The organism is Stenotrophomonas sp. YJH_SMC_64, assembly GCF_059371375.1.
The window spans coordinates 18,603-31,882 of sequence record NZ_JCAFUN010000019.1 but is presented as its reverse complement, the minus strand read 5'-3'; the positions used below and the strand labels follow the sequence as shown (position 1 = coordinate 31,882).

Sequence of the window (13,280 nt, the reverse complement as noted above, 5' to 3'; positions counted from 1 at the left end):
TGCTAGGATCGGGAAAACTCACCGATCAGCGGGGACCTGCATGGCCGTGGCGTTGCTGGGGATCAAGGAGACCGCGCCGGGCGAACGGCGCGTGGCGCTGACGCCGGAAACCGCGCGCAAGCTCGGCGCCCTCGGCATTACCGTCTGGTACGAGGCCGGTGCCGGTCTGGCCGCAGGTTTCACCGATGCAGCCTATGACGACGCCGGTGCCCGCGCATTCGACGCCGGGCGCTGGGCCGAAATCGACATCCTGTTGTGCGTGCAGGCGCCGCCGGCGGCGGTGCTTGAACAGCTCAAGCCGGGTGCCACCGTGGTTGGCCTGTTGACCCCGGCCAGTGATCCGGGCCTGGCGGCACTGGCTGCCGATGACCGCCTGCACCTGTTCCCGCTGCAGCAGCTGCCGCGCACCACCCGTGCGCAGGCCATGGACGTGCTCAGTTCGCAGGCCGGCATGGCCGGTTACAAGGCCGCGCTGATCGCCGCCGAACGCGCACCACGTTTCTTCCCGATGTTGACCACCGCTGCCGGCACCGTGCGTCCGGCCAAGGTGCTGGTGATCGGTGCCGGCGTGGCGGGGCTGCAGGCCATTGCCACTGCCCGGCGTCTCGGTGCACAGGTGGAAGGTTTCGACGTGCGTCCGGAAACCCGCGAGCAGATCCAGTCGCTGGGCGCGCGCTTCCTCGACCTGGGGGTGAGCGCGGCGGGCGAAGGCGGGTACGCGCGCGCGTTGACCGATGAAGAGCGTGCCGAGCAGCAGCGCCGCCTGGCCGACCACCTGCGCAGCGTGGATGTGGTGATCTGCACCGCAGCGGTACCGGGGCGACCGGCGCCGACGATCGTGACTGCCGCGATGGTGGAGGGCATGGCCACCGGCAGCGTGATCGTGGACCTGGCTGCCGAGAGCGGCGGCAACTGCGCACTGACCCAACCGGGGCAGTGCATCGAGCATCAGGGCGTGACCATCGATGGCCCGCTGGGCCTTGCCAGCCGCGGCGCCACCCAGGCCAGCGAGATGTATGCGCGCAACCTGCTCAACTTCGTCGCGCTGTTCGTGCGCGAAGGGCAGCTTGGTTTCGACTGGGAAGACGAGCTGCTGGCGAAGACACGCTGGCAGGCGTGAACGACATGGGGTCAGATCCCTTTGCCTCTGGCAAAGGGCTCTGACCCTGGTTCCCGGAATCTGCCAGGGGTCGGATCCCTTTGCCTCAGCAAAGGGCTCTGACCCCGTTCCCCGGAATCTGCCAGGGGTCGGATCCCTTTGCCTCAGCAAAGGGCTCTGACCCCGTTCCCCGCGGCGTTTCAGCGCGGCTTCGCCGGCGGCGGGTTCTCGCGCACCCAGTCCTTGCGCTGTTCCGGCGTCATCTGCGACCAGCGCTCGCGCAGTGCGTCGCGCTGCGCGGGCGGCAGTTCCCGCATCTGGCCGAACAGGGCCCGGGCCTGCTCACGCTGTTCCGGGCTCATGTGCTCGAAGCGGCGCAGGCCACGGCGGGCCTTGTCGCGCTCCTCCGGGCTCATCGTCTGCCAGCGCTGGCCATGCGAGAGCATGCGCTGGCGCTGGCCGGCATCGGCGCTGTTCCAGCGGTCGCGCAGTGGCGCCAGCAGCGATTCCCGCTGCGCTTCGCTCAACTGTTCCCAGGCCGGCAGCGGCGTGGCCGGCGCAGGGCGTGCCGCAGGGGCGGGCGCGGCGCTCTGCGCCAGCGCCGGGAGGGCCGGCAGCAGCAACAGGGTCATCAGCAGGGGCAGGGTGTGCAGTCGGGACATGATTCACTCCATCGCCAGGTCGGTATCGCCCAGCCACAGGTACAGATCGGGATTTTCGTCGTAGAGCGCGCTGTTGTCTTCCGCCGAGGCAAGCACAGGTGCCGGCGCAGGGCCCGTCAGGGTGCCGTGGCCGGTGAACTGCAGGCCGATACCCAGTGCCACCACCAGTGAACAGGCACTGGCCAGCCACCAGCGCCAGCGCCCGCGATGGGCGGCCGTGGCGCCGTGGCGAGCCTGGCGCAGCCGGGCCAGCGTTGCCGGCGACAGCGCGTGCAGCGACTGCGCGTGCAGGCTGCGCAGGGTGTCATCGGAAGGCAGGGAGCGGTTCACGGGTGGGTCTCCAGATAATCCTGCAGCGCCTGGCGGGCGCGTGCCAGATGGGTTTTTACCGCGCCTTCGCTGCAGCCCATGGCGCGGGCGGTGGTGGCCCCGTCCAGGTCCTGCAGCACGCGCAGGGTGAAGGCCTCGCGCTGGCGGGCGGGCAGGCGGCGCAACGCGTCCACCAGCTGTTGGTACTGCTGGCGCTGTTCGTGCGCCTGTGCCGGGTCCGGGCCGGGGTCGGCCCAGTCGATCTCGCCGCCGTCGGCGTCCTGGTTGTCGCGCCAGAACGGCAGTCGGAAGCGGCGCCGGCGCTGCACGTCGATCACGCGCCGGCGCAGGATGCTCCAGAACAGCGGGGCCCATTCGGCAGCCGGCTTGTCGGCGTAGTCCAGCATGCGCAGCAGCGCGTCCTGCACCGCGTCCATGGCGTCTTCGCGCTGGCGCAGGCCGGCCTCGGCGAAGCGGAACGCGCGCGGGCCAGCACTGGCCAGGAACGCCTCCAGCGACGCCGGCAGGGCATCGGTCTCGGCGCTCGGGGGGACGGGGCTGCTCACCAGCACAGGGTACGGTTCCTCGCTCGGGGTCACCATCGACAACGCGTGAGCGCGGCTTCGGTTGACGCCGGGCGCGCACCGGGTTCAGCCCATGGTTATGATGGGACGACGAAGACAGAGCAGGAGCGTTGCCGGTGAGTGACGGGTTCGTAGCGCTGTACATCTTCATGCTGGCAGCCATCGCCGGCCACGTGATCATTTCGCGGGTGCCGGTGATCCTGCATACCCCGCTGATGTCGGGCTCCAACTTCATCCACGGCATCGTGCTGATCGGTGCAATGGTGGTGCTGGGGCACGCGCAGACACCGCTGGAGAAAGCTCTGGGCTTCCTCGCCGTGGTGCTTGGTGCTGGCAACGCCGCCGGTGGCTACGTGGTCACCGCGCGCATGCTGGAAATGTTCAAGCCGAGCGCGCCCAAGGGCGGCAAGGACGAGCCGAAGGAGCCGCAGGCTTGAACATCAGCACCGTCGAACTGCTCGATTGGCTGGTCAAGGCCAGCTACCTCGTCGCCGCCACGCTGTTCCTGCTGGGCCTGCAGCGCATGGCCTCGCCGCTGACCGCGCGCAGCGGCATCCGCTGGGCCGGGCTGGGCATGCTGCTGGCCACGGTGGCGACGTTCTTCCTGCCCGAACTGCATAACGTGCCGCTGATCCTGGTGGCGCTGCTGCTGGGCGCGGGCCTGGCCTGGTGGTCGGCCGGCAAGGTTGCCATCACCGACATGCCGCAGATGGTGGCGCTGTACAACGGCATGGGCGGCGGCTCGGCCGCGGCCATCGGTGCAGTGGAACTGCTGCGCTACGCCTTCCTCGCCAACCGTGATACCAGCCACTGGAGCGCACAGGCGCTGGCCGACCTCGCTGCCCGCCAACCCTCGGGCATGGTGCTGCTGCTGGCGGTGGTCGGCGCGGCCATCGGTGCGGTGTCGCTGTCCGGCTCGGTGATTGCCTGGGCCAAGCTCGATGGCCGCCTGGACAAGCGGGTGACCTGGCCGGGCCAGCAGGTGATGAACCTGCTGGTGGCACTGGCGGTGGTGGTGCTGGCGATCATCGCGGCCAGCACGCTCAACACCTGGGCGATCGTCGCGTTCTTCGTGCTGGCACTGGCACTGGGCGTGCTGATGACGCTGCCGATCGGTGGCGCCGACATGCCGGTGGTGATCTCGCTGTACAACGCGTTCACCGGCCTGGCGGTGTCGTTCGAAGGCTATGTGCTGGGCAACGAGGCGCTGATCATCGCCGGCATGATGGTCGGCGCGGCGGGCATCCTGCTGACCCGGCTGATGGCCAAGGCGATGAACCGGCCGATCCGCAACGTGTTGTTCTCCAACTTCGGCGGCGGTGCCGGCGGCGAAGCGCAGGCGATCACTGGCGCGCAGAAGCCGATTGAAGCGTCGGACGTCGCGGCGATGATGGCCTACGCCGAACGCGTGGTGATCGTGCCCGGTTATGGCATGGCGGTGGCGCAGGCCCAGCACAAGATCTGGGAGCTGGCGCAGCGGTTGGGCCAGCGCGGGGTGAAGGTGAAGTTCGCGATCCACCCGGTGGCTGGGCGCATGCCTGGGCACATGAACGTGCTGCTGGCCGAAGCGGGTGTGCCCTACGACCTGATCGCCGACATGGACGACATCAACCCGGAATTTGCCAACACCGATGTGGTGCTGGTGATCGGTGCCAACGACGTGGTCAATCCGGTGGCACGTACCGACCCGGCCAGCCCGATCTACGGCATGCCGGTGCTGGATGTGGTCAACGCGCGCAACGTGGTGGTGATCAAGCGCGGCAAGGGCACCGGTTTTGCCGGCATCGAGAATGCGCTGTTCTACGCCGACAACACCCGCATGCTGTACGGCGATGGTGCGGAAGCGGCGGCCTCGCTGGTGAGCGAACTGAAGGCGCTCGACGGCGGGCATTGAGGACCGGGGGCGGATCCCTTTCCGCAGGAATGGGCTTTGACCCCTTTGCCGGCCAGCGGCCGGCACTACCGCATCCACGCGTGGCCGCTGCATCGGGTAGGTGCGGGGCCTGGTCCGCACGCGTTTGCCGGCCAGCGGCCGGCACTACCGCATCCACGTGTGGCGGCTACATCGGGTGGGTGCGGGCCCTGGTCCGCACGCGTTTGCCGGCCAGCGGCCGGCACTACCATCCCATCCACGCATGCGTGGATCTACCTGCATGTCCCCGGCGGGCGTGGCAACCGGCGCGCTCAGCGCGCCAGCCAGGCGCCTACGGCCACGGCCACGGCCAGCCACAGCCACTCCACCGCGCCATTGGCCAGGGTGATCAGGGTCCAGGCCAGGTGCGGGCCCATCCGCATCGTGGCGTCCCACAGGTCCAGCCCGATCGAGCCGCCCATCCAGGCGCTGGCGATGGTCCAGTTGGCCACGGCGGCCACCAGCAGGGTGCCCACCACGACCAGCACGATGCGCAGCCGGCCCGGGCCGAGCGTACCCATGCGCAGCATGAACACCAGTTCCAGGGCGGTCAGTACCGCCATCCAGCCGACCTGCCGGCCGGTCATCAGCGCCAGCACCATCCAGGCAAGGGGAGCAACAACCAGGCCCAGCAACAGCATGATGGGCCAGAGCCAGGTCACGGCCCTGGCACGCGCGGCATTGGAGGACATCGAAGCTCCCTGAAGATCACCCACAGGATACTGTGGTTTGCGGCGGTGCACCGGCGGTGCCGGAGCGGCTGGGCTAGAATGCCGTCTTGCGTGGCCCCGGCCACGGCCCCATATCGGTCCCCATGTATTCCCGTAGCAGCGAACCTGTCCACTTCGAGCGCGATTGCGAGGCCGTGATGGTCCCGCAGGGCGATACCGTGACCCTGCCCGCCGGCAGCTATGGGTACATCACCCAGGCGCTGGGCGGCAGTTATTCGGTGTTCGTCGAGGGCAACCTGTTCCGCATCGCCGGCAAGGACGGCGACGCCATCGGCAAGGAGGCACCGGCACCGCTGGAACTGCCGGCCGACGCCACTGATGAACAGGTGGAACAGCTGGTGTGGCAGCAGCTGCGCACCTGCTTCGACCCGGAAATTCCGGTGAACATCGTCGAACTGGGCCTGGTCTACGAGGTCGAGATCAAGCACCTGGACGAAGGCCAGCGCGAGATCGACGTGAAGATGACCCTGACCGCACCGGGTTGTGGGATGGGCGACATCCTGGTCGACGACGTGCGCAGCAAGCTTGAAATGATCCCGACGGTGGCCGAGGCCGACGTCGACCTGGTGTTCGACCCGCCGTGGAACCAGCACATGATGTCCGAGGCGGCCCGGCTCGAGACCGGCATGCTTTGACCCAGGGCCCGCAGTGACGCGGGCCCGGCACTACCCGCAACCAGAACAGGAATCCTCCGGTGTCCCAGTCCATCCCCAGCTTCGCCGTTACCCGTTCGGACCACCCGCGCAGCGCTGAAGAGCGCGCCAAGATCCTGGAGAAGCCGGGCTTCGGCCTGCACTTCACCGATCACATGGTGGAAGTGCGCTGGGACAAGGATGCCGGCTGGCACAACGCCAACGTGCGTGCCTACGGCCCGTTGCAGCTGGATCCGGCCGCGGCCGTGCTGCACTACGGCCAGGAAATCTTCGAAGGCATCAAGGCCTACCGCCATGCCGATGGCTCGATCTGGACTTTCCGTCCGGATGCCAACGGCCGTCGCCTGCAGCGTTCGGCGCAGCGCCTGGCGCTGCCGGAACTGCCGGTGGAGATCTTCGTCGAATCGCTGAAGCAGCTGATCGCCGTCGACAGTGACTGGGTGCCGTCGGCCGATGAGTCCAGCCTGTACTTCCGTCCGTTCATGATCGGCGACGAAGCCTTCCTCGGCGTGCGTGGCGCGCACAAGGCCGGCTACTACGTCATCGCCAGCCCGGCCGGCCCGTACTTCGCCAAGGGCGTTGCCCCGGTGTCGATCTGGCTGTCCACCGAATACGCGCGTGCGGCCAAGGGCGGCACCGGTGCCGCCAAGTGCGGTGGCAACTATGCTGCTTCGCTGCTGCCGCAGCAGAAGGCGCAGGCACAGGGCTGCTCGCAGGTGCTGTTCCTCGACCCGGTCGAAGGCAAGTACCTGGAAGAGCTGGGTGGCATGAACGTGTTCCTGGTCTACAAGGACGGCACGCTGGTGACCCCGGAACTGTCGGGCAGCATCCTCGAGGGCATCACCCGCGAGAGCATCCTGCAGCTGGCCCGCGACCGTGGCATGAAGGTCGAAGAGCGCAAGGTCAGCATCGACGAGTGGAAGGACGGCGTGGCCTCCGGCGCGATCAGCGAAGTGTTCGCCTGCGGCACCGCGGCGGTGGTCACCCCGATCGGCCAGCTGAAGGGCGAGGGCTTCTCGGTGGGCGACATCAACGCGCCGGCCGGCGAAGTGACCATGTCGTTGCGCAAGGAACTGACCGACATCCAGTACGGCCGCTTGCCGGACCGCCACAACTGGCTGGTCAAGCTGGGCTGATCGCCCACGCTGAACTGTAGCGTCGAGCCCGCGCTCGGCGGCGCTTCCGGAAAGCCCGTCCCCGTGACGGGCTTTCTGCGTTGTGGGGCCTGCGGTCAGATCCCTTTTCCATGGGAAAAGGGATCTGACCCCGAATCAGCGAACGCCGATGTCGGCATAGTCATCCCAGGACACGTGACGGCCCAGTCAGGTCTGTGCAGGACACGAGAAGGTTCCTTCACCTTCACAAACCCTCGACCCGAAAAGTCTCAGAACGAACATTTCATCTTGCTGAAAAGACGCTGAAAATCTTGTGGTGTCCGGTTTCGGCCATTAGCGTCATCTGCACGGCGGATCGTTAGGGGGATCCGCTGACTCACCGGACTTCGAACCTCGCCAATGCAAGCCAGCCCAGGGTTCGGGCCGGTGCTTCTGCCGATTCCGGCATTCACACCACAAGAAAGGGAAATACGATGTCCCAGGTAACGCAACCGCGTGTGCGTCGAGTGTGGGTGGTCCTTGGTGCGTCCGTTCTGTCATCGCTGCTGCTGGCCACGCCTGCGCTGGCCGGTGATGTCCAGCTCAGCGGCCTGCAGTCCGCGCCGACGCACCAGCGCTTCATCGTCAAGTACCGCGACGGCAGCGCCGCCGTGGCCAACACTACTGCGCTGGCTTCGTCGCTGAAGACGGCCGCCGCCGGCCTGGCCAGCAGCCAGGGCCGCGCGCTGGGCCTGCAGCAGGTCCGCAAGCTGGCCGTCGGCCCGACCCTGGTCAAGACCGACCGTCCGCTCGACCAGGCCGAATCCGAACTGCTGATGCGCAAGCTGGCCGCCGACCCGAACGTGGAATACGTCGAAGTCGACCAGATCATGCGCGCGACGCTGACCCCGAACGACACCCGCTTCAGCGAGCAATGGGGCTTCGGCACCTCAAATGCCGGCATCAACATCCGGCCGGCCTGGGACAAGGCCACCGGCACCGGCGTGGTGGTGGCCGTGATCGATACCGGCATCACCAACCATGCCGATCTCAACGCCAACATCCTGCCGGGCTATGACTTCATCAGCGACGCCGCGATGGCGCGTGATGGCGGCGGCCGCGACAACAATCCGAACGACGAAGGCGACTGGTACGGCGCCAACGAGTGTGGCTCGGGCATCCCGGCCTCCAACTCCAGCTGGCACGGCACCCACGTTGCCGGCACCGTGGCGGCGGTGACCAACAACAGTACCGGCGTGGCAGGTACCGCGTTCAATGCCAAGGTCGTGCCGGTGCGCGTGCTCGGCAAGTGCGGCGGCTACACCTCCGACATCGCCGATGCGATCGTGTGGGCGTCCGGTGGCACCGTCAGCGGCGTACCGGCCAACGCCAATCCGGCCGAAGTCATCAACCTCTCGCTGGGCGGCGGTGGCAGCTGCTCGACCACCTACCAGAACGCGATCAACGGCGCGGTCGGCCGTGGCACCACCGTGGTGGTCGCCGCCGGCAACAGCAACACCAACGTGTCCTCGTCGGTGCCGGCCAACTGCCCGAACGTGATCGCGGTGGCGGCGACCACCTCAGCCGGTGCACGTGCCAGCTTCTCCAACTACGGTACCGGCATCGACATCTCGGCACCGGGCCAGAGCATCCTGTCCACCCTCAACACCGGCACCACCACGCCGGGCAGCGCGACCTACGCGTCGTACAACGGCACCTCGATGGCGGCGCCGCACGTGGCCGGCGTGGTCGCGCTGATGCAGTCGGTCGCTCCGAGCCCGCTGAGCCCGGCGCAGGTCGAGAGCATCATCAAGAGCACGGCACGTCCGCTGCCGGGCGCCTGCTCGGGTGGTTGCGGCGCCGGCATCATCGACGCCAATGCCGCCGTGGCCGCAGCGATCAATGGTGGCGGCAACCCGAACCCGGGTGGCAACGTGCTGCAGAACAACGTACCGGTGACCGGCCTGGGCGCTGCGACCGGTGCCGAGCTGAACTACACCGTCGCGGTTCCGGCCGGCAGCACCCAGCTGCGCGTCGCGATCAGTGGCGGCAGCGGTGATGCCGACCTGTATGTGCGCCAAGGCAGTGCCCCGACCGATACCACCTACACCTGCCGTCCGTACCTGAGCGGCAACAGCGAGATCTGCACCATCAACAGTCCTGCCGCCGGCACCTGGTATGTGCGGGTGAAGGCCTACAGCACCTTCTCGGGCCTGACCCTCAACGCCCAGTACTGAGCCCAAGCCCCTCTCCATGGGCACGCCCCGGCTCAGGCCGGGGCGTTCTTCTTTGGGTAGGTACCGGCCTTGCAAGGGCAGCGCTTTGGTGCGTGCCGACCTTGGTCGGCACGCTGTTCCTCAGACCGACTCGAAGCGGTTGGCGGCCACGTTCTTGCGCACGTGCTGCGGATCGAAGATACGACCGTTCATGGCGATGTATACGCCGCTCGGCAGCGACTGCACCGCACCGATCGCGCAGCCGATGTTGAACTCCGCATCCGACCCACGGAACCGCGCCGGGCTGAGCGCGCCGGTCATCACGATGGTCTTGTCCGGGATCGTCGCCAGCACCTTGCCGGTCTGCACCATCGAGTCGGTGCCGTGGGTCACCAGCACGTGGCGGGTCGGCTGCGCGGCGATGGTGGCGCGGATCAGTTCGCGGTCTTCATCGTTGATGTGCAGCGAATCCTTGCGCAGGATCGGAATCACGTTGAAGCGGAACGTCACGCCCAGCTCGCGCAGGATCATGCCGATCTGGGGGTCGCCGATCTGGTAGTCCGACTTGTCGTCGAAGTAGATCTTGTCGATCGTGCCACCGGTGGTGACGACCAGGAGCTCTTCCATCATGTGCATGCGCGAAACCAGGACAGGTACAGCGGCGCGGGGCCAGGGACACAGATGATACGGCCCGGCGGGCGCAGCGTCAGCGTCGCTTGCCGAAGCGGGCGCGCAGCCCCGGCAGGCTGGCGCTGAAGATCACCAGCAGGGCGAGGGCGATTTCGATCAGCGCCAGCCAGCGTGTTTCCGGGTGGCTCCAGGCGCTCATCACGCCGTGGCTGAACCAGCCCAGCGCCAGCACCGAGGCCCAGAACCCGGCCTTGCGCCAGCCCAGACGCAGCGCAAAGGCCAGCGCCAGCGGCGGCGCGGTGAACACCAGCTGGGTGGCCAGCCAGTGCTTGTCATTGATGAACCAGCCGGCGAACAGCGCGGCCAGCCCCATCAGGGCCAGCAGCAGGACCGTGCGCGGCGGGCGGCTCATCGGGCCAACCGCTGCGCGATGTCGGCCACCCGGCGGCCCAGCGCGCGGGCCAGCACGGCCTCGTCGTCGGTCGGCTGCGGATCGTCGGCGGCACCGGCCACGTGGCTGGCGCCATAGGGCGTGCCGCCGCTGGTGGTGTGGCTCAACGCCGGTTCGGTGAACGGGATGCCGACGATCACGCAGCCGTGGTGCAGCAGCGGCACCTGCATCGACAGCAGGGTCGATTCCTGGCCGCCGTGCATCGAGGCGGTGGAGGTGAACACGCCGGCCGGCTTGCCGGACAGGGTGCCATTGACCCATTCGGCGCCCAGTCCATCCAGGAAGTGCTTGACCGGGGCTGCCATGTTGCCGAAGCGGGTGGGGCTGCCGAGCAGCAGGCCCTGGCATTCCACCAGGTCCTGCACGCTCACATAGGGGGCGCCGTCGTCGGGTACCGGCGGCTGCGCGGTCTGGGTCACGGCGGCCACTGGCGGCACCGTGCGCAGGCGCGCGCTCATGCCCGGCACTTCGCCAATGCCCCGCGCGATCTGGCGCGCCAGCCGTGCCACCGAACCGCCCCGGCTGTAGTACAGCACCAGAATCTCGCCCATCGTGCCCGCTTCTCCTCGTCGTGTGGTCGCCAGTATGGCTATCCTGCCAGCATTCCGCATCGGGTACCCTTCCACCGATGGAACCTTTGGATACGCTCAACCTGTGGATGGAGCGCGCGCGGGATCGCGCACGGGCCATCAGTTTCGGCCGCTTCCTGTGGCATCGCTTCCTCGACGACCGCCTGTTCCAGGCAGCGGCGGCGCTGGCCTACACCACGGTGTTCGCGCTGGTACCGCTGGCCATCGTGGTGTTCGGCGTGCTGTCGGCCTTCCCCGTCTTCGACCGCTGGAGCGACCAGCTCAGCGATTACGTCTTCTCCAACTTCGTGCCCAACGCCGCGCGCGCGGCCGAGGGCTACCTGCGGCAGTTCTCGGCCAGTGCCGGCCAGCTCACCGCCGCCGGCTTCATCGCGCTGGTGGTGTCGCTGCTGATCACGCTCAACAGTGTTGAAGAAACCTTCAACCAGATCTGGCGGGTCGGCTCGACCCGGCCCAAGCTGACCCGCTTCCTGGTGTACTGGACTGTACTGACGCTGGGCGCGATGCTCGCGGCGGCTTCGCTGGCGGTGTCGGCGCGGGTGTTCGCGATGCCGCTGTTCGGCACCCAGGAGGGCCGCTGGCTGGCCGAACTGGCACTGCGGCTGGCGCCGATCCTGATCGAGTTCGTCTGCATCACGCTGATGTTCCGGGTGGTGCCGCACCACACGGTGAAGTGGCGGCATGCAGTGCCTGGCGCCATTCTGGCCGCGGTGATCCTGGAGCTGGTGAAGTGGGGTATCGGCGCCTACCTGGGCAGCTTCCAGTCCTACCAGAAGCTGTATGGCACGGTGGCCTTCGTGCCGATCCTGCTGCTGTGGATCTACCTGTGCTGGGTGGCGGTGCTGCTGGGCGCGTCGTTGTCTTCGTCGATGGCGGCCTTCCGCTACCAGCCGGTGGAACTGCGCCTGCCGCAGGGCTACGAGTTCTATGGCCTGCTGCGCCTGCTCGGCCGCTTCCACCACGCCCGTGCCAAGGGCAAGGGCCTGGCCGACGATGAAATCCTGCGGCTGGAGCCGATGCTGACCGATTCGCTGCTGCAGGACCTGGCCTGCAACCTGCAGGAGATCGGCCTGCTGCGCCGCGATGAACGTGGCGAATGGCTGCTCTCGCGCGACCTGGACCAGGTCAGCCTTGCCGATCTTTACGAATGTACCCAGTTGCGCATTCCGGTAGCCGAGCAGCATCTGCCGTATCGCGACGACAGCCTGGGCCGTGCCGCATTGGCGGCGCTGGATGATCTGCGACTGCCCCTGCGTGAACGCCTGAAGCGCAAGGTCAGCGATATCTATACCGACTCTGGAGACATGCCATGACCCGCAAGACCCCGTTGCTGCTCCCGCTGGCCCTGCTGCTGGCACTGTCGGCCTGCAAGCCGGCCCAGGAGCCGACGCCGGCCAGCAGCCAACCGCCGGCGCAGGCACCGACGCCGACCGCACCGGCACCGGTCGAGGAAGCCCCGGCCGAGCGCACCACCGCCGAATTCCCGACGCTGAAGATGAAGGCGGTGGATGGCAGCGACTACGACCTGGCCGCGCACCGCGGCAAGTGGGTGGTGGTGAACTTCTGGGCGACCTGGTGTGCGCCCTGCCGCAAGGAGATGCCCGAGCTGTCGGCGCTGCATGCGATGCGCAGCAACATCGAAGTGGTCGGCCTGGCCTACGAGGACATCGAAGTGCCGGAAATGCAGTCGTTCCTGACCAAGCATCCGGTGACCTATCCGATCGTGATCGTGGACCCGTTCGATCCGCCGGCCGATTTCGCCACTCCGCGCGGCCTGCCGCTGACGCACCTGCTGGATCCACAGGGCAAGCTGGCGCACACCTTCCTCGGCCCGGTGACGGCCGCCGACATCGAAAAGCAGATCGCTGCTGCCAAGTAATGGGGTTGGGCGGCAGGGCCTGCGGCCCTGCACCCGCGGTAGTGCCGGCCGCTGGCCGGCAACCCCAGCAACAGCAAAAGCAACAGCCCAAGCGGGGTTTCCCGTGGGTAGGCGGGGTGGGTCCGGTGGCGGGGGGCGCTGCAAGTACGTCCATGTAAGCTCGGTCGCCGCATCCATGCGGCTCACGCCCCCGCCACCGGACCCACCCCGCCTTCGACAGTTCTCCGCGATCTGTCGGAATGCATGGCCTGCTCTTGATGGGTGTCGACCTTGGTCGACACGTAGATCCACGCCATGCGTGGATGCTCTTCGTTCAATTGTCGAAATAATCGATTTCAATGGAGATTCATCCACGCATGGCGTGGATCTACCTCCGTCACCGGAAATCCGTCGGGGATGGGGCGGTGTGGGTTGGCAGGAACGTTGGCGCCATGGATGGCGCCATCGAGCCCCCATGGATGGGTTTACGG

15 protein-coding genes are annotated in these 13,280 nt (G+C 67.7%); 8 read left to right on the top strand and 7 right to left on the bottom strand.

From position 1 onward, the window contains the following. Window positions 1–40: 40 nt before the first annotated feature. On the top strand, window positions 41–1,120 hold the full coding sequence (locus AC5P9L_RS18930) for an NAD(P) transhydrogenase subunit alpha (RefSeq protein ID WP_012479216.1): 1,080 nt from the start codon (window positions 41–43) through the stop codon (window positions 1,118–1,120). A gap of 179 nt (window positions 1,121–1,299) precedes the next feature. Here the strand turns inward: AC5P9L_RS18930 and AC5P9L_RS18925 are convergent, their stop codons facing one another. Genes AC5P9L_RS18925 through AC5P9L_RS18915 form a run of 3 tightly spaced genes read right to left on the bottom strand, consistent with a single transcriptional unit; the run spans window position 1,300 to window position 2,672 of the window. Continuing rightward, complete coding sequence (locus AC5P9L_RS18925; RefSeq protein WP_111205160.1) at window positions 1,300–1,761, bottom strand: DUF3106 domain-containing protein; 462 nt, start codon at window positions 1,759–1,761, stop codon at window positions 1,300–1,302. Window positions 1,762–1,764: 3 nt separating this feature from the next. Beyond that, window positions 1,765–2,091: a hypothetical protein gene (locus AC5P9L_RS18920; RefSeq protein ID WP_032130086.1), complete on the bottom strand. Its 327-nt coding sequence runs from the start codon at window positions 2,089–2,091 to the stop codon at window positions 1,765–1,767. Next, window positions 2,088–2,672, bottom strand: coding sequence for an RNA polymerase sigma factor (locus tag AC5P9L_RS18915; RefSeq protein ID WP_262101800.1), 585 nt, complete (start codon window positions 2,670–2,672; stop codon window positions 2,088–2,090). The genes AC5P9L_RS18920 and AC5P9L_RS18915 overlap by 4 nt, the downstream gene beginning before the upstream one ends. A gap of 98 nt (window positions 2,673–2,770) precedes the next feature. Between AC5P9L_RS18915 and AC5P9L_RS18910 the strand changes: the two genes are divergently transcribed. Together AC5P9L_RS18910 and AC5P9L_RS18905 are read left to right on the top strand one after the other, a co-directional pair. Next, complete coding sequence (locus AC5P9L_RS18910; protein ID WP_005408173.1) at window positions 2,771–3,091, top strand: NAD(P) transhydrogenase subunit alpha part 2; 321 nt, start codon at window positions 2,771–2,773, stop codon at window positions 3,089–3,091. Further along, on the top strand, window positions 3,088–4,548 hold the full coding sequence (locus AC5P9L_RS18905; protein WP_032130084.1) for an NAD(P)(+) transhydrogenase (Re/Si-specific) subunit beta: 1,461 nt from the start codon (window positions 3,088–3,090) through the stop codon (window positions 4,546–4,548). The genes AC5P9L_RS18910 and AC5P9L_RS18905 overlap by 4 nt, the downstream gene beginning before the upstream one ends. A 290-nt stretch (window positions 4,549–4,838) precedes the next feature. Here AC5P9L_RS18905 and AC5P9L_RS18900 read toward each other — a convergent pair whose 3' ends face one another. Then, window positions 4,839–5,258, bottom strand: a complete 420-nt coding sequence (locus tag AC5P9L_RS18900) for a hypothetical protein (protein ID WP_012479221.1) — start codon at window positions 5,256–5,258, stop codon at window positions 4,839–4,841. A 122-nt stretch (window positions 5,259–5,380) separates the two neighbouring features. Here AC5P9L_RS18900 and sufT point away from each other — a divergent pair, with 122 nt between their 5' ends. The 3 genes from sufT to AC5P9L_RS18885 all read left to right on the top strand — a co-directional run bounded on the left by sufT (window position 5,381) and on the right by AC5P9L_RS18885 (window position 9,281). After that, window positions 5,381–5,932 carry a putative Fe-S cluster assembly protein SufT gene (sufT, locus tag AC5P9L_RS18895; protein WP_012479222.1) on the top strand — a complete coding sequence of 184 codons (552 nt, stop codon included), beginning with the start codon at window positions 5,381–5,383 and terminating at the stop codon, window positions 5,930–5,932. 59 nt (window positions 5,933–5,991) lie between these two features. Continuing rightward, window positions 5,992–7,086, top strand: a complete 1,095-nt coding sequence (locus tag AC5P9L_RS18890; protein ID WP_005412326.1) for a branched-chain amino acid aminotransferase — start codon at window positions 5,992–5,994, stop codon at window positions 7,084–7,086. A gap of 452 nt (window positions 7,087–7,538) precedes the next feature. Beyond that, on the top strand, window positions 7,539–9,281 hold the full coding sequence (locus tag AC5P9L_RS18885) for a S8 family peptidase (protein ID WP_165710205.1): 1,743 nt from the start codon (window positions 7,539–7,541) through the stop codon (window positions 9,279–9,281). 120 nt (window positions 9,282–9,401) lie between these two features. Here the strand turns inward: AC5P9L_RS18885 and AC5P9L_RS18880 are convergent, their stop codons facing one another. The 3 genes from AC5P9L_RS18880 to wrbA form a co-directional block, all read right to left on the bottom strand. Beyond that, window positions 9,402–9,887, bottom strand: coding sequence for an asparaginase domain-containing protein (locus AC5P9L_RS18880; RefSeq protein WP_010481766.1), 486 nt, complete (start codon window positions 9,885–9,887; stop codon window positions 9,402–9,404). 79 nt (window positions 9,888–9,966) lie between these two features. Next, window positions 9,967–10,302 carry a DUF2069 domain-containing protein gene (locus AC5P9L_RS18875; protein ID WP_005408180.1) on the bottom strand — a complete coding sequence of 112 codons (336 nt, stop codon included), beginning with the start codon at window positions 10,300–10,302 and terminating at the stop codon, window positions 9,967–9,969. Next, entirely contained in the window at window positions 10,299–10,892 is a 594-nt protein-coding gene (wrbA, locus tag AC5P9L_RS18870) for an NAD(P)H:quinone oxidoreductase (protein WP_005408181.1), read from the bottom strand. The genes AC5P9L_RS18875 and wrbA overlap by 4 nt, the downstream gene beginning before the upstream one ends. Before the next feature lie 77 nt (window positions 10,893–10,969). Here wrbA and AC5P9L_RS18865 point away from each other — a divergent pair, with 77 nt between their 5' ends. Then, the gene (locus AC5P9L_RS18865) at window positions 10,970–12,244 is read left to right on the top strand and encodes a YihY family inner membrane protein (RefSeq protein WP_005408182.1); all 1,275 of its coding nucleotides are present in this window, start codon (window positions 10,970–10,972) and stop codon (window positions 12,242–12,244) included. Further along, complete coding sequence (locus AC5P9L_RS18860; protein WP_111193810.1) at window positions 12,241–12,810, top strand: TlpA family protein disulfide reductase; 570 nt, start codon at window positions 12,241–12,243, stop codon at window positions 12,808–12,810. The genes AC5P9L_RS18865 and AC5P9L_RS18860 overlap by 4 nt, the downstream gene beginning before the upstream one ends. Window positions 12,811–13,280 lie beyond the last annotated feature (470 nt).

Coding starts and splice junctions, on each gene's coding strand:
- AC5P9L_RS18930 (WP_012479216.1), top strand. CDS start 41: ATGGCCGTGGCGTTGCTGGGGATCAAGGAGACCGCGCCGGGCGAACGG.
- AC5P9L_RS18915 (WP_262101800.1), bottom strand. CDS start 2,672: ATGGTGACCCCGAGCGAGGAACCGTACCCTGTGCTGGTGAGCAGCCCC.
- sufT (WP_012479222.1), top strand. CDS start 5,381: ATGTATTCCCGTAGCAGCGAACCTGTCCACTTCGAGCGCGATTGCGAG.
- wrbA (WP_005408181.1), bottom strand. CDS start 10,892: ATGGGCGAGATTCTGGTGCTGTACTACAGCCGGGGCGGTTCGGTGGCA.
- AC5P9L_RS18880 (WP_010481766.1), bottom strand. CDS start 9,887: ATGGAAGAGCTCCTGGTCGTCACCACCGGTGGCACGATCGACAAGATC.
- AC5P9L_RS18865 (WP_005408182.1), top strand. CDS start 10,970: ATGGAACCTTTGGATACGCTCAACCTGTGGATGGAGCGCGCGCGGGAT.
- AC5P9L_RS18885 (WP_165710205.1), top strand. CDS start 7,539: ATGTCCCAGGTAACGCAACCGCGTGTGCGTCGAGTGTGGGTGGTCCTT.
- AC5P9L_RS18900 (WP_012479221.1), bottom strand. CDS start 5,258: ATGTCCTCCAATGCCGCGCGTGCCAGGGCCGTGACCTGGCTCTGGCCC.
- AC5P9L_RS18875 (WP_005408180.1), bottom strand. CDS start 10,302: ATGAGCCGCCCGCCGCGCACGGTCCTGCTGCTGGCCCTGATGGGGCTG.
- AC5P9L_RS18860 (WP_111193810.1), top strand. CDS start 12,241: ATGACCCGCAAGACCCCGTTGCTGCTCCCGCTGGCCCTGCTGCTGGCA.
- AC5P9L_RS18925 (WP_111205160.1), bottom strand. CDS start 1,761: ATGTCCCGACTGCACACCCTGCCCCTGCTGATGACCCTGTTGCTGCTG.